Origin of the sequence: Streptomyces sp. AF1A (genome assembly GCF_047340315.1) — a bacterium.
In the GTDB taxonomy this organism is placed as follows: Bacteria; Actinomycetota; Actinomycetes; order Streptomycetales; family Streptomycetaceae; genus Streptomyces.
The window spans coordinates 1-16765 of record NZ_JBLEBI010000154.1; the positions used below are offsets into that span (position 1 = coordinate 1).

17 protein-coding genes and 1 tRNA gene are annotated in these 16765 nt (G+C 71.8%); 7 read left to right on the forward strand and 11 right to left on the reverse strand.

The window, feature by feature from the left end; all coding sequences use genetic code 11:
* A partial coding sequence (locus ACLU3S_RS28970; protein WP_413954917.1) for a helix-turn-helix transcriptional regulator occupies window positions 1-333 on the reverse strand: 333 nt, incomplete at its 3' end.
* 51 nt (window positions 334-384) lie between these two features.
* Here ACLU3S_RS28970 and ACLU3S_RS28975 point away from each other — a divergent pair.
* The gene (locus ACLU3S_RS28975) at window positions 385-894 is read left to right on the forward strand and encodes a GNAT family N-acetyltransferase (RefSeq protein WP_413954918.1); all 510 of its coding nucleotides are present in this window, start codon (window positions 385-387) and stop codon (window positions 892-894) included.
* On the opposite strand, the gene ACLU3S_RS28980 is transcribed toward ACLU3S_RS28975, so the two are convergent.
* From ACLU3S_RS28980 to ACLU3S_RS28990, 3 genes are all read right to left on the reverse strand, one after another.
* The gene (locus ACLU3S_RS28980; protein WP_413954919.1) at window positions 887-2926 is read right to left on the reverse strand and encodes a DHA2 family efflux MFS transporter permease subunit; all 2040 of its coding nucleotides are present in this window, start codon (window positions 2924-2926) and stop codon (window positions 887-889) included. The genes ACLU3S_RS28975 and ACLU3S_RS28980 overlap by 8 nt on opposite strands.
* A 171-nt stretch (window positions 2927-3097) precedes the next feature.
* Window positions 3098-3766: an HAD-IA family hydrolase gene (locus ACLU3S_RS28985; protein WP_413954920.1), complete on the reverse strand. Its 669-nt coding sequence runs from the start codon at window positions 3764-3766 to the stop codon at window positions 3098-3100.
* Between the two features lie 172 nt (window positions 3767-3938).
* Complete coding sequence (locus ACLU3S_RS28990; RefSeq protein WP_413954921.1) at window positions 3939-4520, reverse strand: TMEM165/GDT1 family protein; 582 nt, start codon at window positions 4518-4520, stop codon at window positions 3939-3941.
* 377 nt (window positions 4521-4897) lie between these two features.
* Here ACLU3S_RS28990 and ACLU3S_RS28995 point away from each other — a divergent pair, with 377 nt between their 5' ends.
* Entirely contained in the window at window positions 4898-5542 is a 645-nt protein-coding gene (locus ACLU3S_RS28995) for an HNH endonuclease family protein (RefSeq protein ID WP_413954922.1), read from the forward strand.
* Between the two features lie 391 nt (window positions 5543-5933).
* On the opposite strand, the gene ACLU3S_RS29000 is transcribed toward ACLU3S_RS28995, so the two are convergent.
* The 3 genes from ACLU3S_RS29000 to ACLU3S_RS29010 all read right to left on the reverse strand — a co-directional run bounded on the left by ACLU3S_RS29000 (window position 5934) and on the right by ACLU3S_RS29010 (window position 7795).
* Entirely contained in the window at window positions 5934-6545 is a 612-nt protein-coding gene (locus ACLU3S_RS29000) for a DedA family protein (protein WP_413954923.1), read from the reverse strand.
* Window positions 6546-6733: 188 nt separating this feature from the next.
* Window positions 6734-7189, reverse strand: coding sequence for a DoxX family protein (locus ACLU3S_RS29005; RefSeq protein WP_413954929.1), 456 nt, complete (start codon window positions 7187-7189; stop codon window positions 6734-6736).
* 360 nt (window positions 7190-7549) lie between these two features.
* Window positions 7550-7795: a DUF2277 domain-containing protein gene (locus tag ACLU3S_RS29010; protein WP_413954924.1), complete on the reverse strand. Its 246-nt coding sequence runs from the start codon at window positions 7793-7795 to the stop codon at window positions 7550-7552.
* Between the two features lie 112 nt (window positions 7796-7907).
* On the opposite strand from ACLU3S_RS29010, the gene ACLU3S_RS29015 reads away from it, so the two are divergent.
* Window positions 7908-8252, forward strand: a complete 345-nt coding sequence (locus ACLU3S_RS29015) for a hypothetical protein (RefSeq protein ID WP_413954925.1) — start codon at window positions 7908-7910, stop codon at window positions 8250-8252.
* Window positions 8253-8299: 47 nt separating this feature from the next.
* Here the strand turns inward: ACLU3S_RS29015 and ACLU3S_RS29020 are convergent.
* A tRNA-Val gene (locus ACLU3S_RS29020) sits at window positions 8300-8371 on the reverse strand.
* A gap of 192 nt (window positions 8372-8563) precedes the next feature.
* Here ACLU3S_RS29020 and ACLU3S_RS29025 point away from each other — a divergent pair.
* The 3 genes from ACLU3S_RS29025 (at window position 8564) to ACLU3S_RS29035 (ending at window position 11518) form a co-directional block, all read left to right on the forward strand.
* Window positions 8564-9331, forward strand: a complete 768-nt coding sequence (locus ACLU3S_RS29025; RefSeq protein ID WP_413954926.1) for a DUF4097 family beta strand repeat-containing protein — start codon at window positions 8564-8566, stop codon at window positions 9329-9331.
* Window positions 9332-9406: 75 nt separating this feature from the next.
* Entirely contained in the window at window positions 9407-10801 is a 1395-nt protein-coding gene (locus tag ACLU3S_RS29030; RefSeq protein WP_413954927.1) for a hypothetical protein, read from the forward strand.
* 105 nt (window positions 10802-10906) lie between these two features.
* On the forward strand, window positions 10907-11518 hold the full coding sequence (locus ACLU3S_RS29035; protein ID WP_413954928.1) for a DUF4383 domain-containing protein: 612 nt from the start codon (window positions 10907-10909) through the stop codon (window positions 11516-11518).
* 87 nt (window positions 11519-11605) lie between these two features.
* Here the strand turns inward: ACLU3S_RS29035 and ACLU3S_RS29040 are convergent, their stop codons facing one another.
* The 3 genes from ACLU3S_RS29040 to ACLU3S_RS29050 all read right to left on the reverse strand — a co-directional run bounded on the left by ACLU3S_RS29040 (window position 11606) and on the right by ACLU3S_RS29050 (window position 16387).
* Complete coding sequence (locus ACLU3S_RS29040) at window positions 11606-12727, reverse strand: amidase domain-containing protein (RefSeq protein ID WP_413954930.1); 1122 nt, start codon at window positions 12725-12727, stop codon at window positions 11606-11608.
* A 175-nt stretch (window positions 12728-12902) separates the two neighbouring features.
* Complete coding sequence (locus tag ACLU3S_RS29045) at window positions 12903-14180, reverse strand: hypothetical protein (protein ID WP_413954931.1); 1278 nt, start codon at window positions 14178-14180, stop codon at window positions 12903-12905.
* Window positions 14181-14236: 56 nt separating this feature from the next.
* A complete protein-coding gene (locus tag ACLU3S_RS29050; RefSeq protein ID WP_413954932.1) occupies window positions 14237-16387 on the reverse strand; it encodes a transglycosylase domain-containing protein in 2151 nt (716 codons plus the stop codon).
* Window positions 16388-16632: 245 nt separating this feature from the next.
* Here ACLU3S_RS29050 and ACLU3S_RS29055 point away from each other — a divergent pair.
* A partial coding sequence (locus tag ACLU3S_RS29055) for an FmdB family zinc ribbon protein (RefSeq protein ID WP_413954933.1) occupies window positions 16633-16765 on the forward strand: 133 nt, incomplete at its 3' end.

Consider the following 16765-nt stretch of genomic DNA (forward strand, 5'->3'; position numbering starts at 1 on the left):
CGGCATCACGGCCAGCACCTTGTGCAGCGCGCTGCGCGCGTCCGCCGCGAACGGCGTTCCGGCGAGGGCGTGCAGCGCCACGGCGAGCGCGGTCGCCTCGGCCGGGGTGATGGCGAGCGGCGGCAGCGTGCGCTCCCGGTCGAGGACGTAGCCGCCACTGCGGCCCGCTTCCGCGTGGATCGGCACTCCGGACTGCTGGAGCGCGGACAGGTCGCGCTCGATGGTGCGGACGCTGACCTCGAAGCGGCGGGCGAGCGCGCGGGCGCTGAGCGGGCGGGGCGCGGCGGCGCGCAACTCCTCGACGAGGGCGTAGAGACGGTCGGTGCGGTTCACGGCACCCAGTCTCCAGAAATTCCGTGGGCGCTCACCCGGCCGCGGCCGACAATGACCGGCATGACGTGGACGATCGGCCCGGAGCCGTACGACTCACCGGTGGCCGCCGCACTGTGGCGGGCGTACTACACCGAGGTCAGCGACCGCTGGTACCTGCTGCACGAGGGCCGCCGGACCCATCCGGCGGAGCTGGAGCGGGAGATCGCGGCCACGACGGGCGCCGAACTCGCGCCGCCGACCGGGCAGTTGCTGGTCGGCCGGTACGACGGCGCGCCGGCCGGCTGCGCGGGCGTACGGCTGCTGGAGCCGGACACGGCGGAGCTGACGCGGGTGTTCGTGGTGGCGGCGACGCGCGGCCGGGGCGGCGCCGCGCTGCTCGTGCGCGCCGCCGAGGAGGCGGCCCGCGCCCTCGGCGCCCGGCGGCTGGTCCTGGACACCCGCGGCGACCTGGTCGAGGCCCGCGCCCTGTACGCGCGCCTCGGCTACGCCGAGACCGGCCCGCACAACGACGACCAGTACGCCGAGCACTGGTTCCGCAAGGAGCTGGTGGCGGTCAGGTGAGCGTGGTCGGCGCGGCCCTGTGCGGGCGCTCGCGCTCCGAGCCGCACAGCTCGCCGGTCAACTCCTTCACCAGTTGGCTCAGATCGGTGGAGCGGCCCGGCTGCCACCAGTCGCCGAGCAGCTGGGCCAGCGACTCCTCGCGGGCCGAAGCGAGCCGTTCGGCGACCTCGCGCCCCGACTCGGTCAGATACAGGTCCAGGCCCCGGCGTTCGGCCAGGTGCCGCTCCTCGACCTGGCGGACGGCGGCGAGGACGGCCTCCAGCGGGACGGGGCTGCGCTCGGCGAGCACGCCCGGCTCCACGGAGCCGAATCTGCGGATGCGCAGCAGCAGCCAGCTGGCGGCGGGCAGCAGGTCGTACCCGGCCCGCTCGGTGATCTTCCGGTAGATCTCGCGGCGGCCCTCGCGGGTGCCGAGCAGCGACAGGGCCCGGCAGCACTCGTCGTAGGAGGACCGCTCGACCGGGTTGGGCGCGATGGTCTCGGAGACGTCCGGCGCGGTCACCGCGCCGCGCAGCCGGTCCTCCTTCAGGAACCAGGCCAGCGCGAAGCCGAGGAGGGCGACGGGGGCGGCGTAGAGGAAGACGTCGGTGATGGCCGACGCGAACGCGTGCAGGGCGGCGGGGCGCAGGCCGGGCGGCAGATGGGCGATGCCGCGCGGGTCGGACTGCAGCGCGTGCGCGCTCACGCCGGGCGGCAGGTGCAGGCCCCGGAAGGCGGCGTCGAGGTTGTGCGCGAGGCGGCTCGCGAAGACGGTGCCGAAGAGGGCGACGCCGAAGGAGGCTCCGATGGAGCGGAAGAAGGTCGCGCCGGAGGTGGCGACGCCCAGGTCCTCGTAGCCGACGGCGTTCTGCACGATCAGCACCAGGACCTGCATGACCAGGCCGAGACCGAGGCCGAAGACGAAGAAGCAGGCGCTCATCTCGGCGGTCGGGCTGCGCTCGTCGAGCCGGTGCAGGAGCAGCAGGCCGATGGTGGTGACGGCGGTGCCGGCGAGCGGGAAGACCTTCCAGCGGCCGGTGCGGCTGACGATCTGCCCGGAGACGGTGGAGGACAGCAGCAGGCCGACCACCATCGGCAGCATGTACACCCCCGACAGGGTCGGCGAGATGCCGTGCACGACCTGGAGGAAGGTCGGCAGATAGGTCATCGCGCCGAACATCGCGAAGCCGACGATGAAGCTGATGACGGCGGACAGGGTGAAGGTGCGGATGCCGAAGAGCTTCAGCGGCAGGACCGGTTCGGCGGCCCGCCGCTCTGCGCCGACGAACACGGCGGCGAGCACGACGCCCAGCACGGCCAGCCCGATGATCTGGGCCGAGCCCCAGGCCCAGGTCGTGCCGCCGAGGGAGGCGACGAGGACGAGGCAGGTGGCGACCGCGGCGATCAGGAAGGTGCCGAGGTAGTCGATGACGTGGCGGGCGAAGCGGCGCGGGATGCGCAGGGCGGTGGCGATCACGGCGAGCGCGACGACGCCGACGGGCAGGTTGACGTAGAAGACCCAGCGCCAGCTCAGATGCTGGGTGAGCACCCCGCCGAGCAGCGGTCCGAGCACGCTGGTCGCGCCGAACACCGCGCCGAACAGGCCCTGGTACCGGCCGCGCTCGCGGGGCGGCACGAGGTCGCCGACGATCGCCATCGACAGCACGATCAGCCCGCCGCCGCCCAGGCCCTGCAGCGCCCGGAAGGCGATGAGCTGCGGCATGTTCTGCGCCGTGCCGCACAGCGCCGAGCCGACCAGGAAGATCACGACGGCCGTCTGGAACAGCCTCTTGCGCCCGTACTGGTCGCCGAGCTTGCCCCACAGCGGGGTGGCGGCGGTCGAGGCCAGCAGATAGGCGGTCACCACCCAGGACAGGTGCTCGAGGCCGCCGAGGTCGCTGACGATGGTGGGCAGCGCCGTCGACACGATGGTCTGGTCCAGCGCGGCCAGCAGCAGCCCGAGGAGCAGCGCGCCGATCGAGACGAACGCGTTGCCGGTGACGTGTTCGGCGCCGGTCAGCCCCTTCCCCGTGCCGTGCGTGTCCAGGGCCATGGAGACCTCCCGGGGCTCGGGACGCGGGTGAACCACTTCCATCGTGGTCGGTGTCACCGCTTATGGCTTGTCGAGCCCCGGGAGATCCGGTGGAGCACCGCACGGGGGACGCGGGCGCCCCGAGGCCGCCCGGCGGGACGCCCCGCTTCGGCGGGCGTCCGGGAGGCGCCGTCAGCCCAGGCGCAGCCGGATCCTCCCGTCCGCCGTCGCCTCCGCCCGGACCCGGGTGAGGTCCGGTACGGCCACGTCGGGGCGGTGGACCGCGGCCCGGGGGCCGACGCCGACCACCGTCATGCCCGCGGCGCGCCCCGCCGCGATCCCCGCGCCGGAGTCCTCGAACACGACGCAGTCGGCCGGCTCGACGCCGAGCTCGGCGGCGCCCTTGAGGAAGCCCTCGGGGTCGGGCTTGCTCGCGCCGACCGACTCGGCGGTGATCCGGACCTCGGGCAGGGGCAGCCCGGCGGCGGTCATGCGGGCGGTCGACAGGGCGACGTCGGCGGAGGTCACCAGGGCGTGCGGAAGGCCGTCGAGGGAGGCGAGGAAGGCGGCCGCGCCGGGAATCTCCACCACGCCGTCGGTGTCGGCGGTCTCCTCCGCGAGCATGCGGGCGTTGTCAGCGTAGTTCTGCGTCATGGGCCGGTCGGGCAGCAGTACGGCCATGGAGGCGTGCCCCTGCCGGCCGTGGACGACCTTCATCACCTCGTCGCCGTCCAGCCCGTGCCGCTCGGCCCAGCGCCGCCAGACCCGCTCCACCACGGCGTGCGAGTCGACGAGGGTGCCGTCCATGTCGAGCAGGAGGGCACGGGCGGTCAGGACGGTGGGTGAGGCGGTGGCCGTCATCGGTAGCTCCAGGAACGAAAAAAGGCCCCGAGTCGGGAAGGACGCAGGGAGGGACAAGGCGGCCCCGCCCGCCGGTCAGGGGAAACGGGCGGGAGCCACTTTGTTCTTTCACGGTACAAAACCCGGTGGCGTCGCGCCACCACCCCCGGCAGGCATTCACCCGCCGTTCAGCTCAGCCCGCCACGGACTCCCACAGGCTCCACACGCCGAGCGCCACCATCAGCAGCGCCGCGATCTGCGTGATCAGCCGCAGCGGCACCCGCTTCATCAGGGCCTTTCCGCCCACGATGCCGAGTCCCGCGACGGCCCACAGGCCGAGCACCGCGCCCAGGCCGACGGAGATCGGGTCGTCGTAGCGGGCGGCGAGATTGGCGGTCATGATCTGGGTGAGATCGCCGAACTCGGCGACCAGGATGAGCATGAAGCCGGTCCCGGCGACCTTCCAGAAGGACTGGTCGGCGGGCTTCCTGATCTCCCCCTCCTCATCCCCCTTGTGGAACAGCAGCATCGCGGCGCCGCCGAGGAAGAGGACGCCGGTGAGGGCGTGCACGAGCCGCTGGGGCAGCAGGGTCAGGGCGCTGCCCGCCGCGACGGCGAGGACGACATGCAGCAGGAAGGCGGCGGCGACGCCCGCGAAGACGTACGAGGCGCGGTAGCGGGTGCCTAGGACGAGGCCGGCCAGCGCGGTCTTGTCCGGCAGTTCGGCGAGGAAGATGACGCCGAAGACGAGCGCCGTCACGGTGATGCTGATCAAGGTTCCTCAATCGGTCGGGGCTGCCCCGCCGAGAGTGTGTGACGTCACGCGATGACACCTCGGCACGGCAGCGCACTCGGCGTCCGCGCCGGGGGGACACGGACGTGCACTGCTTGCCGAAGGTCTCGCTGGGCGGCCCGCACGAGGTCCGCCTCCGGGCGCCGGCTCAGGCTGGCTGAGCAGTATGTCGACGGTCCGGCGAAGAGCTACTCCCCTTCTGCGCTCCCCATAGTACGGGACGCAAAAGTCGCGGCTTGAACCTTGCCCTGTCATGAGCACGTCATTAGCTTCTTACCGAGCGCTCACCCTCCGGCAACTCGACCCCGCGAGCATTCCCTCGCTCGCGCCCAAATCCCCCACCCCACAAGGGAGTTCGCATGCCGAAGTTCTACGCGCGTCGACGGCTGAGCATACTCGCGGCGCTCACCGCTCTGCTAGCCTGCGCCGCCCTGTTCGACTCCCCCAGCGCCTCCGCCGCCCTCCCCACCCCCGTCAGCGCCGCCACCGCCCGCAGCTACCTCGCCCAGCTCACCGTCGCCACGGAGAACCGCACCGGCTACAGCCGCGACAAGTTCCCGACCTGGATCACCATCTCCGGCACCTGCAACACCCGCGAGTGGATCCTCAAGCGGGACGGCACGAACGTCGTCACCAACTCCGCCTGCACCGCCACCAGCGGCAGCTGGTACTCCCCCTACGACGGCGCCACCTGGACCTCCCCCTCCGACGTCGACATCGACCACCTCGTGCCGCTCGCCGAGGCCTGGGACTCCGGCGCGAGCAAGTGGACCACCGCCCAGCGCCAGGCCTTCGCCAACGACGTCACCCGCCCCCAGCTCCTGGCCGTCACCGACAACGTCAACCAGTCCAAGGGCGACCAGGACCCCGCCACCTGGGTCCCGCCCCGCTCCGCCTATGTGTGCACCTACGTCCGCGCCTGGGTCCAGGTGAAGTACTACTACGACCTCTCGGTCGACTCCGCCGAGAAGTCGGCGCTGCAGAGCTACCTGTCCAGCTGCTGAACCCCCACCACGCCACACGGGGCCGCGCCGCCCGTCCGGGGCCGGCCCCGTGGACGGCTGCCCGGGGCCGGCCCGACGCGTTCGTCAGGGGCCGGCCGCGGATCGCCTTCCCGCCGGTCACACGCAATCGAGGCCCACAGGCGACTACCCGAAGCCCGGGGTCACTGCCGACCACCCGAAGCGGGCCCCAGGCCGGCCAGCCGAACCAGAGCGCGCGGCCGGCCTACTCGGAGCCGGGGCCCAGGGCCAACCACCCGAAGCGGGCCCAACGGCCGACCACCCGAAGCCGGCCCACGGCCGTACGGCCGACCAGCCACAGCGGGCCCTGGGGCCGGCCACCCGGACCCGAGGCCGGCGAGCCGCTGCCCGCGCCGGGCCCCGCGGCCCTCCGTCACACCGGTCGGCGTCGCATCAGGAAACCGGCCGCCGCGCCCGCCGCGAACAGGGCGGCGATCGAGACGCCGGTCGCCAGCCAGGTCGTGCCCAGCCAGCGGGCGCCGTAGTAGCCGAGGGCCACGCTGTAGGCGGCCCAGGAGAGGCCGGCCAGGGCGGACCAGGGCAGGAAGTCGCGGGCACGGCGGTGGGCGGCGCCCGCGCAGAAGGAGACGACCGAGCGGCCGGCCGGGGCGAAGCGGGCCAGTACGACCAGGGCGCCGCCGCCCCGGGCGAGCGCCTCGCCGAGACGTTCCTGCGCGGTGGTCAGCCGTCGCGACCGTGCTATCGCCCGGTCCAGCCGGTCACCGCCCCGCCACGCCAGGCGGTACGCCACCAGATCACCGACGACCGAGGCGGTCGCCGCGGAGAGGATCAGGGCCAGCAGGTCCGGCACATTGTGCGGGACGCGCCCCGTCGCCGCGCCCGAACCCGCCGCCGCGGCCGTGCCCGCCGCGATGACGAGCACACCGCTCGGCAGCACCGGCACGAACACGTCGAGCAGCACGGACAGCACCACCACGGCATAGATCCACGGCCCGGCCGCAAGCGACCCCACGCTCTCCCACACGACGACTCCCGTTGCTCCCCCGTTGACAGCCGTACAGCGTACGCCGCGGGTGTGACAGCGGGGGCGTGCGGGTGCTTCTGTTACCCAAGCGCCGCCACAGCACAGCACGCGGCGCTCTTCCGCCGGCCGGGCCGGCGGAAGAGCGCCATGGCAGGGACGTCCGTGGAGCTCAGGGAGCTCAGGGAGGCTCAGGCCGCTATCGGGGCCCGTGGCGCGGCGGGCACGGTCTGGTCCGCCGTGCGCCGGGCGAGGAGTCTGTCGAGGCCGAAGGCGCCGGAGCCGGTGAAGACCAGCAGGAAGAACGCCCAGCAGAACATGGCCGCCGGCTCACCGCCGTTCTGGATGGGCCACAGCGCCGCCTTCTGGTGGATGTCGAAGTACGCGTACGCCATCGAGCCCGAGGCGACGAGCGCGGCCCCACGGGTGCCGAGGCCGAGCAGCACCAGGGTGCCGGCGGCCAGCTGGATCACGGCCGCGTACCAGCCCGGCCAGGTGCCGGCCTCGATGGTGCCGCCGTGGGTGCCCATGGCGCCGCCCAGGACGCCGAAGAGGGAGGCCGCGCCGTGCGCCGCGAAGAGCAGGCCGACGACGATGCGGAACAGCCCGACGACATAGGGCTGGACGGAGTTGAGACGCGCGGACAGCATGGGGTTCTCCGTTTCGGTGTCGGTCGAGCCTGCCGGTCGGGGGCAGGCCGGTGGGGGCGGCGGTACCGAAGGGGAACCCAGGTTAGGCGGACCTAACCTGTGCTTGCTAGTTCAACATTTGGCCATGGTTCCACTTCCCCTTACGGCTCCGCTCCGGGCGCGGCCGCACCTCGGAGGGCCCGCACGGCGACACCGACGCCCGGAGGCATGACCGAATCGGCCCCTGGCGCGATGTGCACGGCGGTGCATCCGACGCACGGACGCGACCGGTACACCGAAGTCGAACACCCGGCGCTTAATTGCCACTTAAGGGCCATCGAGGGCCATGACAACCGGGGTGCACCCGGGCCCCTCCCGCTACCCGGCCCCCTCGCCCGACCGCTGCCGGACGGCGTGCCCTCGCACCTCCAGCCCGGCGAGGAGTTCGGCCGTGGCCCGGGCCACGGCCTCCACGGCCACGTCGAACACCTCGCGGTTGTGGGCGGCGGGGGTGCGGAACCCCGAGACCTTGCGCACGTACTGCAGCGCGGCGGCGCGGATGTCGTCGTCCGTGGCCTCGTCGGGCAGGACGGGCGGGCGCAGCGTCTTGATACTCCGGCACATGCCCCCAGTCTCACGCGGATCGCCCAGGGTGGATCCCGGATCGGAACACTCGTTCGCGTGAACCGGGCGGACGAGCTCGCCGACCAAAATCGAACAGGCGTAGCATTGGCGCGTGGCAACGACCTATGAATTCCCCAGTGACCTCCTCGCCGGGCAGGAGGAGCTGCATCAGGTCCGGGCCGAGCTGTCGGCCCTGCTCAAGAGGCTGCCCTGGTCGGTCGAGCCGGCGGACGGCTTCAGCGACGACAACGGCTGGCGCAAGGTGGAGCGGCCCGCCTCCCCCGGCTGGACCGCCGACGAGCAGGCCGAGGTCGAGAAGCTCCGGCGGCGCGAACACGAACTCGCGGTCTTCGTCAGCACCCACCGCTTCTGGGCCGACGTCGCGGCCGAACAACGCATGGAGGCCCGCAGCAGGCTCAAGCACGCCCACGAGGAGGCGTCCCAGAAGAAGGAATGACGACAGAAGCCCCCGGCCGCCATCGGCCGGGGGCTTCGGTTCGTCGGTGGGCGCGGACGGTTTCGAACCGCCGACATCCTGCTTGTAAGGCAGGCGCTCTACCCCTGAGCTACGCACCCGGACCCGGGCCGTGCGCCCAGGACGAGTTGACAGCCTACCTTGCCGGAGGCGGTGCACGGCAAACCCGAACAGCCGGAGAACGGGGGCCGAGCGGGGGTTGTCCCCACCCTGGATCCGGGAGCACGCCGGATCACTTCGGGAGGCCCGAACGCCTACGTTCGTCCCAAGCCGAATTCGGGGGAGGAACCGAGATGATCCGTCGCAGTGGTGGGCGTGCCGTCGCCGGGGTGCTGGCCGTGGGGGCCCTGATCGCCGGGGTCAGCGGGTGCGGGGCGTCCGCCGGGGACGACAAGCACCCGGACCACCGGTCCGTCGCGGTGCACGGTCGTACGCTCACCGTCGACTCGGACGACGCGTCGCTGGAGATCGTCGGTGCCCGGGGGGACGGGAGGACGGTCCGGGTCACGCGGTGGTTCGAGGCGTCCGTGATCGTGGGCGGCAGGCCCCGCGTGAGCTGGTCGTTCCAGGACGACCGACTGACGCTGCGCATGCACTGCTCGGGGGTCGTCGCCGACTGTGCGGTGCGGTACCGCATCGAGGTACCACGCGGACTGGGGGTCGCGGTCGTCGACGGCAACGGGGGCGTGCGGGCACGTGGGTTCGCCGAGCCGCTCGCCGTCCGTACCGGCAACGGCGCCGTGCGGGTCACGGACTCCACCGGGGCGCTGGATCTGCACTCCGACAACGGCGCGGTCCGCGCCGACGTCGCCTCGCGCCGGGTGCGGGCCGACGTCAGCAACGGCGCGGTGGACCTGACGCTCGGCGCCGTACCCGACCTCGTGCACGCGCACAGCGACAACGGCCGGGTGACGGTCGCGCTGCCCCGCGCCGCGTATCACGTCGACGCGGAGTCGGACAACGGGCGGGTGTCGGTGTCCGTGCCCAAGGACGACAGGAGCCGGCACGCCGTGACGGCCGGCTCCTCCAACGGGGAAGTCACGGTACGGACCGCGAACTGACCGGCCCGTGTTGTTCGTCCACAACGGGTGGGAGAATGACACCACCCAGGGCGAACCACAGCACGGGAGAGGGATGTGACGGCGAGACCGGGCACGCCATCGACGCAGCCGCACCCGCCGTCGTCCACCGCGGGGAGCCGGCGCGGGCCGACGGCCCTGCGGGACACGCTCGCGCTCATGGGCCTGCCGCTGCTGGCCGCGCTCGCGCTGCCCGCCGCGTTCGCGGGCGGGGGCACGCGGCGCTGGTTCGGCGGCCGGGCGGAGAGCCAGCGCGCCGAGGCGCAGGCGGCGAAGGACGCCGCGGCGGCCGCGTTCTACGAGCTGGACACCGCGCAGCGGGATCTGCGGATCTCCATCGAGACCATCACGGCCGTGGACGACTCGCCCGCCGCGCGGAGCGCCGTCTCCGCATTCGAGGCGCTGGGCCGGCGGATCGACGAGGTGAGCCAGCGCTACATCCAGGCCGTCGACGCCCATGATCTGGACCGGACCGACCTGGAGGCCGGGGCGGCGGCGCGGGCACGCGGTGAGCTGACCGCGGCCAGGGACGAGCTGGTCCGGGTCAAGCAGGAGCTGGAGCGCTTCGGCAGCTCCCTGGGGCCGCTGCTGGGCACGGCCGAGACGCGGCTGGCCCAGGTGGCGCCGGCGGTGGAGCGGGCCCGGCAGGCGCTGCTGGCCGCGAGCAACGCGCTGGACGGGGTGCGCGCGCACGGTCTGCGGGCCGACGACCTGGCCGCGCGGCTGGCCGCCCTGTCGCCGGAGCTGACCAAACTGAACCAGGGTGCCGGGCAGCACGGGGTGCAGCAGACGCTGGACCGGGCGCAGCGGGTGCAGCGGGAGGCCGGGGCGATCCGGGCGGAGGCCGAGCAGCTGCCGCAGAGGGCCGCCGAGATCGACCACCGGCTGGTCTCGCTGCGGACCAGGGCGCAGGCGCTGACCACCCGGGCCGGTCAGGTGGACCCGGTCCTCAGCGAGCTGCGGCGGCGGTTCGCGGCCGCGTGCTGGCAGGACCTGCAGCGGGTGCCCGAGCAGGCCGCGGAGAACGTCCGGCAGGCGGAGGCGAAGCTGCGGGAGGCGCAGCAGGCGCGGGACGCGCAGCGCTGGCCGGAGGCCACGTCGCTGCTGTCGACGGTGCGGGCGCTGCTGAACGCCACCGACGACGCGGTGTCGGCCGCCGGTGAGCGGCTGAACAGGCTGAACGCGGTGCAGAAGGATCCGCAGGCGGAGACGGAGCGGACCCGGTTCGCGATCCGGGACGCGCAGCGGCTGGCGATGACGGGCCGTACGACGCCCGATCCGCGGCATGCGCGGCCGCTGGACGAGGCGGTGGCCCGGCTGGAGCGGGCGGTCGGCTCGCTGGAGGGCCGGCACCCGGACTACTGGCATTTCCTCACCGAGACGGACGCGGTGCGGCAGACGGTCGCGCAGGTGGTGGCGCGGATCCGCGAGGAGCGCGGCGGCGGGCACTGAGCCCGGTGCGGCCGCCCGTTCGGGCCCGTGTGTGTTGCCGGGTGGGGCGGGCAGGCGGATATTGGACGGACGGATGGCCTCCGCTGGAGCCCGAGGGAGGCGGACATGGCTACACACACAGTGCACACGAGGCCGCGACGGCGGATCTCCTTCGACGAGCACCTGCCGGTCGACCACAAGCTGAACCTGGTCTATCGGATCGGCGCCGGCGTGATCGGCGCGTTCCTGGTGGCGTTCGGCATCCTGGGTCTGCTCAACCACATCGGGTTCTTCGACACCGGCGGCAACATGGCGGCCGGGCTGAACAGCAACGGTGCGCTGAGCGTGCTCTCGATCTGCATCGGGGCGCTGCTGCTGGTCGGAATGGTGATCGGCGGGAACGTCGCCTCGACGCTGAACATGGTCCTGGGCATCCTGTTCCTGCTGAACGGGTTCCTGTTCCTGGGCCTGCTGGACACGCCCTACAACTTCCTGGCGTTCAAGATCCAGAACGTGCTGTTCAGCTTCGTCGTGGGCCTGCTGCTGATGACCTTCGGCATGTACGGCCGGGTGGGCCACGCCCTGCCGCACGACAACCCGTACTGGCGGGCCCGGCACCCCGAGAGCGCCGATCTGCTGGGGCACGAGCACGGGACCGGGACGCCGCCGAGGTCCACGCCGTTGCCCGGCGCGCAGGACAGGGCGGCCGCGAAGGACGACCGGCGCGGGCTGGAGTGAGCGGCTGCCCGCCCGCTGCCGAGCCCGGCCGACGACCCGTTTCCGGCCCGCCCGGGGTGCCCAGTGGCGCCCCGGGCGGGCCGCCGCTCAGGTGCGGTAGGCGTAGTAGTACGCGTTCGGGTACGACGCGACGAGGCTGGCCACCGACCTGTTGTAGGTGTTGGTGGAGTGGTACGTCACGTACGGCACACCGGACTTGTCACGGTAGGTGACGACCATGGTGTGGTCCTTCGACCCGTCCCGGTTGAAGTCCATCTGGATCACGTCACCGAGGTCCGCCTGATAGACGTTGGCGAGCGGGGTGACGCGCTTGGAGGACAGCGCGAACCAGGAGAACTCGTTGACGCCGACGAAGGAGTCGGACTGGATGTCGGCGTTGCCGAACCACTTGGTGTAGTCGCTGGTGTAGCCGGGGACGTGCTTCCAGCCGCCCGCCTTCAGCACCTGGCTGACGAAGTTGGTGCAGTCGCCGCCGGCGCCCTCGCCGTTGTAGTTCGGGTAGTCCGGGTTGTAGTGGTTCCAGTACTTCTGCGCGTACGCGACCATCGCCTTGTAGTCGTAGGCGCCCCCGGTGAGCTTCTTCGCGTTGGCCGGTGCCGGGTAGCGGGTGGCCGCGCGGGGTGCCTCCGGAGGGCCGGCGGTGGCCGCGACGGTCTTGTCCTTGGCCGTGGACGGCGTGGCGACCTGGTTGACCGCGAGGTAGCCGTCGTCGGTGTCGTGGATGCCGGTGAGCTGCCAGTCGCCGTCGCGCCCGGCGTGGAAGGTCAGCTCGTGGTGGGCCTGGAATCCCGTGGTCTTCGGGCCCTTGGCCGTGGTGGTGCCCTGCTTGTAGGTCAGCGTCGTGGTCTCGGTGACGGCGACCTTGGCGTTGCGGCCGTGGACCTCGGTGGCGTCGAGCGTCACCTTGGTGCTGCCGGCGCTGTACTTCTCGCCCAGCTCGGCGAGGCGGGCCTTGCGGGCGCGCAGCTGGCCGACGGCGGAGGACTGCTCGCGGGTCTGGCCGCCGGAGAGGCGGACGGATCCGGAGAAGCCCGCCGCGTGGTGCGTACGGGCGCTGCCCGCGCCGTCCACCAGCGCCTGGGTGCGGTCGGTGAAGACCGCGTCGGCGAGCTTCTGGAAGGTCGCCTTGGTGGCGGCGTCCACCGTCGGGTCGTCGGTGACCGCAGCGCCCGCGCTCCAGTTGGGTATGAGCGCCACGCCGGCGACCAGGGCGGCGGCCGAGGCGCTGACGACGGTGGCGCGACGCCTCTTACGGCTCAGTCTTCTTGACTTCAATGATGTTTCCCCTCTTTGCCGGTACGCCTACCGGGATGGGGCATCTTCGCACGACGTGTGCGGCCCGTGTGAAGGGGGTGGCACAAGTGGAACCCGACCTGCGCGTATGTCACTTGACGACGGTCGACCAGTCCGGGGACTGGGCGGGGTCGAGGCTGCGCAGCGCGGCGAGCGTGGCGGGCTTCTGCACGTCGAGCCAGTCGGCGAGTTCCTTGAAGGACACGCACTTGACGCCCTTCTTGGTGCAGATCTTCGGGATGATCTGGTCGATGGCCTTCATGTAGGTGCTGCCGTTCCAGTGCTCGAAGTGGTTGCCGATGAACAGCGGTGCGCGGCTGCCGTAGTAGACGCGGTTGAAGCCGTCCATGTAGGAGTCGACGGTCTGCTGGAGCCACTGGGGGTACTTGGCCGCGTCGCCGTCGGTCTCGCCGCCGGACTGGTTGTAGAGGAAGTTGAAGTCCATCGACAGGCCCTGGAACTTGCCGTTCTCATAGGGGAGCATCTGCAGCGGGAAGTCCCATATGCCGTTCTTCTTGGCGGGCCATATCTGGAAGTCGCCCGGGGAGCTGGCGTCGTAGCGCCAGCCGTAGCTCTTGATGGCCTTCAGCAGGTTGGGCTGGCCCTCCAGGCAGGGCGCGCGACCGCCGGTGACCTCTTTCTTGAAGTCGAAGGGCAGCGGCGGGATGTCCTTGTAGCCGGTGTTGGTCTTCCAGTGCTCCACGAAGGAGTAGAACTGGTCGATCTCGCTCTTCCACTGGGCGACGCTCCAGTCGCCGCCGCCCTTGGCGCCGCAGAAGTGGCCGTTGAAGTGGGTGCCGATGTCGTTGCCCTGCTCGTAGGCGAGGCGGAGCTGCTCCAGGGTGGTGCGTATGTGCTCGTCGGTGGGGTAGTCGATGGCGGCGTCGCCGGGCTGGTGCATCGGGCCGTGGTACAGGTCCTTCTTGCTCTTGGGCAGCAGGTAGATACCGGTCAGGAAGAAGGTCATGTGGGCGTTGTACTGCCGGGCCATCTCCCGGTAGTGGGAGAAGAGGTGGTCGTCGCCCTCCAGGGCGCCGTCCCAGGAGAAGACGACGAACTGGGGCGGTTTCTCACCGGGCTTGAGCGGTACGGGCTTCAACGTGCCCTTCTGCGGGCCGGTGTAGGAGGTGGAGCCGTCACCGAGGACGTGCGTCCTGCCGTCCCACGTGGGGCTCGCCGAGGGCTTGGGCTTGGCCCCCTTTCCGGAGGCGGCGGTCGGCGCGGTGGCGTCCGGGCGGCTCAGCGCGAGGAAGCCGGCCACCAGGGAGGCCACGACGAGGAAGGCGGCGAGGGTGAGGACCTGCGGGCGGGTGGCAGCGGCGGGGAGGCGGCGGCCGGTGGCGCGGCGCCGGCCCTTCGGCGGGTTCATACGAGACATGCGCGGCTCGATCTCCGTGTGGTCGAGGGGGGTTGAGGGCCGGGCGGTCAGTCCAGGCCCATGGCGGCCGACCAGAGGGCGTAGGGCACGCTGTCCGGCGAAGTGCCCGCGAGGCCCTTCAGCGGCAGCGGCTCCAGGGACTTCGCCAGGTCCATGCGGTAGACGACGACCGCCGTCGACACGGAGTCGTCCGTGCCGGCGTACCAGGCCGCGGTGTCCTGGCCGTTGGTGCCGGCCTTTCCGGCCACCCCCGGGCCGGCCTGGGCCGGGTGGGCGGCGCGGAACGAGTCGGTGAGCGCGTCCTCGACCTCCTGCGCCACCTGGACGCTGACCGCGCGGGTGGGCTGGGGGGCGGCCAGGTGGACCGGGGCACCGTTGCGGGTGATGCGGCGCACCGAGTACGGCTCGGTGTGGGTGCCGCCGGCGGCGAAGGTGGCGTATCCGCTGGCCATCCGGATGGCGCTGGGGGTGGAGGTGCCGAGGGACAGGGCGGGCACCTGGGGGCCGATGCTGGAGGGCAGCAGCCCCGCGGCCTGGGCGGTCCTGCGTACCTGGTCGAGGCCGGTGTCCATGCCGAGCTGCATGAAGGGTGTGTTCACGGACTGGGCGAGGGCCTTGCGCAGGGTGATCTGCCCGTAGGACTTGTCGCCGTCGTTGTGGGCGGCGACCTTTCTGCCGCTGCGGTCCCAGTAGGGGCCCTCGGGGGTGGTGACGGGGACGCCGTCGTCGCCGTTGTAGACGCTGTCCGGGGTGACGGGGGTGGCGGGTCCGCCGCGCGTCTTGTGGACGCCGTGTTCGAGCCCGGCGGCGTAGACGAAGGGCAGGAACGCGCTGCCGGCCGGGACAGTGGTCGCGTTGGACTCGTTGTAGCCCTGGGTACGGTGGTCGGGGCCGCCGTACACCGCGAGGATCCGGCCGTCGGTGGCCACCGAGGCGGCACCGTAGTGGCCGTTCTTCGCGGTGTCGGGGTCGTCCTGCCGGGCCTGCTTGCGGGCCTTGGTGACGGCGGCGGTGAGCGCCTTCTCCCGCTTGCGGTCGAAGGTGGTGTAGATCTGGTAGCCGCCCAGGTCGAACTGCTTGTCCGTCAGGTGACCGGCCTTCTTGGCGTACTGCGACGCCAGCTCCACCAGGTAGTCGCTCTGCTCGCCGGTGTTGTACAGCGGGTTGCTCTTCAACGGCTCGGGGAACGTCGTGTACTTGGCGCGTTCCTGCGGCGACAGCTTGTGGATCTTGACCATGCGGTCGAGGATCCAGGACCAGCGTTCCACGGCCCGCTGGTGGTTGGCCTTGCCCAGCGTGGGGTCGTACAGGCCGGCGCCCTTGAGCAGCCCGGCGAGCATGGCCGCCTCGGAGACGTTGAGCTTGCTGACGTCCTTGCCGTAGTAGGCCTGGGCGGCGCGCTGGATGCCGTAACTGCCGCGCCCGAACCAGCTGGTGTTGAGGTAGCCCTCCAGGATCTGGTCCTTGGTCATCTTGTTGTCGAGCTTGAGGGCGATCATCGCCTCGGTGAACTTGCGGCTTACGGTCTGGTTCTGGTTCAGATAGACGTTCTTGACGTACTGCTGGGTGATGGTCGAGCCGCCCTCGGTGTCCCCCTGGCCCACCGTGCGCCACAGCGCCCGGGTGATGCCTTTGGCGGATATGCCGGGGTCCGTGTAGAAGGTCTCGTTCTCCGCCGCCAGCACCGCCCAACGGACGTCCGTCGGTATGTCCTTCAGCGGCATCGCCTGGCGCTGCACCCAGCCGGTACGGGCCATCGGGGTGCCGTCGGACCAGAAGTAGACGTTGTCCTGCTGGGTCGCGTACGAGTTCAGGTTGCTCGGTATGTCGGTGAGCGCGTACGCGGTCACCAGGAAGGCCCCGAGCAGGCCGAACGACGCCAGGGTGGCGCCGAGCCACTGGCGCCAGGAGGGTATCCAGCGCCGCCAGCCGACCCGGCCGGGGCGCGGATAGACCGGCTTGAGGCGGCGCGCGTAGGGCGCGAGGCGGCGCGCGTAGGGCTCGAGACGCCGCGCGTACGGGGCCAGCGGCGCCAGGGCGCGGGAGGCCGCCGTGACGGCTCGCTCGCGCGCCGAGGGCCGCGTGCTGCGCCGGCGTTCGGCCCGGCCGCCGGTGGGCGCCGGCTCGATCGCCGGGGGCACGCGCAACTGCATGGTCTCGTCAGCCCTGAGAGCATCGACTCTCAGATGCAGGGTCATGTCGGAGTCGAGCGGCTGCTGCTCGTCGCGGCCGTCCATCCCCGAACGGCCCTCCTCCCCCTGCGACGCATCGGTCACTATGCGTCCCCCCTCCCCGCACTCGCTCTTGCTCGCGCGGTGAGCTGAGCGTCCTCGCAACGGCGTTCACAAGTTATCAGCGAAGTTTTCGATTCCTGCGCAGGCGTCCTGTAACACTCATCAAACATTGAGACGCCTCAACCGGCCCTCGCGGTTACGCTGACCTCATGCCTCGCTACGAATACCGCTGCCGGAGCTGCGGCAACACGTTCGAATTGAGCCGCCCGATGTCCGATTCGGGGGCGCCCGCGGTCTGCCCCGCCGGACACGAGGACACGGTGAAGCTGCTGTCCACCGTCG

What these genes read in the sequence shown, in the direction of transcription:
- ACLU3S_RS28975 (WP_413954918.1), top strand. Translation starts at nt 385, where the DNA reads ATGACCGGCATGACGTGGACGATCGGCCCGGAGCCGTACGACTCACCG.
- ACLU3S_RS28980 (WP_413954919.1), bottom strand. Translation starts at nt 2,926, where the DNA reads ATGGCCCTGGACACGCACGGCACGGGGAAGGGGCTGACCGGCGCCGAA.
- ACLU3S_RS28985 (WP_413954920.1), bottom strand. Translation starts at nt 3,766, where the DNA reads ATGACGGCCACCGCCTCACCCACCGTCCTGACCGCCCGTGCCCTCCTG.
- ACLU3S_RS28995 (WP_413954922.1), top strand. Translation starts at nt 4,898, where the DNA reads ATGCCGAAGTTCTACGCGCGTCGACGGCTGAGCATACTCGCGGCGCTC.
- ACLU3S_RS29010 (WP_413954924.1), bottom strand. Translation starts at nt 7,795, where the DNA reads ATGTGCCGGAGTATCAAGACGCTGCGCCCGCCCGTCCTGCCCGACGAG.
- ACLU3S_RS29025 (WP_413954926.1), top strand. Translation starts at nt 8,564, where the DNA reads ATGATCCGTCGCAGTGGTGGGCGTGCCGTCGCCGGGGTGCTGGCCGTG.
- ACLU3S_RS29035 (WP_413954928.1), top strand. Translation starts at nt 10,907, where the DNA reads ATGGCTACACACACAGTGCACACGAGGCCGCGACGGCGGATCTCCTTC.
- ACLU3S_RS29045 (WP_413954931.1), bottom strand. Translation starts at nt 14,180, where the DNA reads ATGAACCCGCCGAAGGGCCGGCGCCGCGCCACCGGCCGCCGCCTCCCC.
- ACLU3S_RS29050 (WP_413954932.1), bottom strand. Translation starts at nt 16,387, where the DNA reads ATGACCCTGCATCTGAGAGTCGATGCTCTCAGGGCTGACGAGACCATG.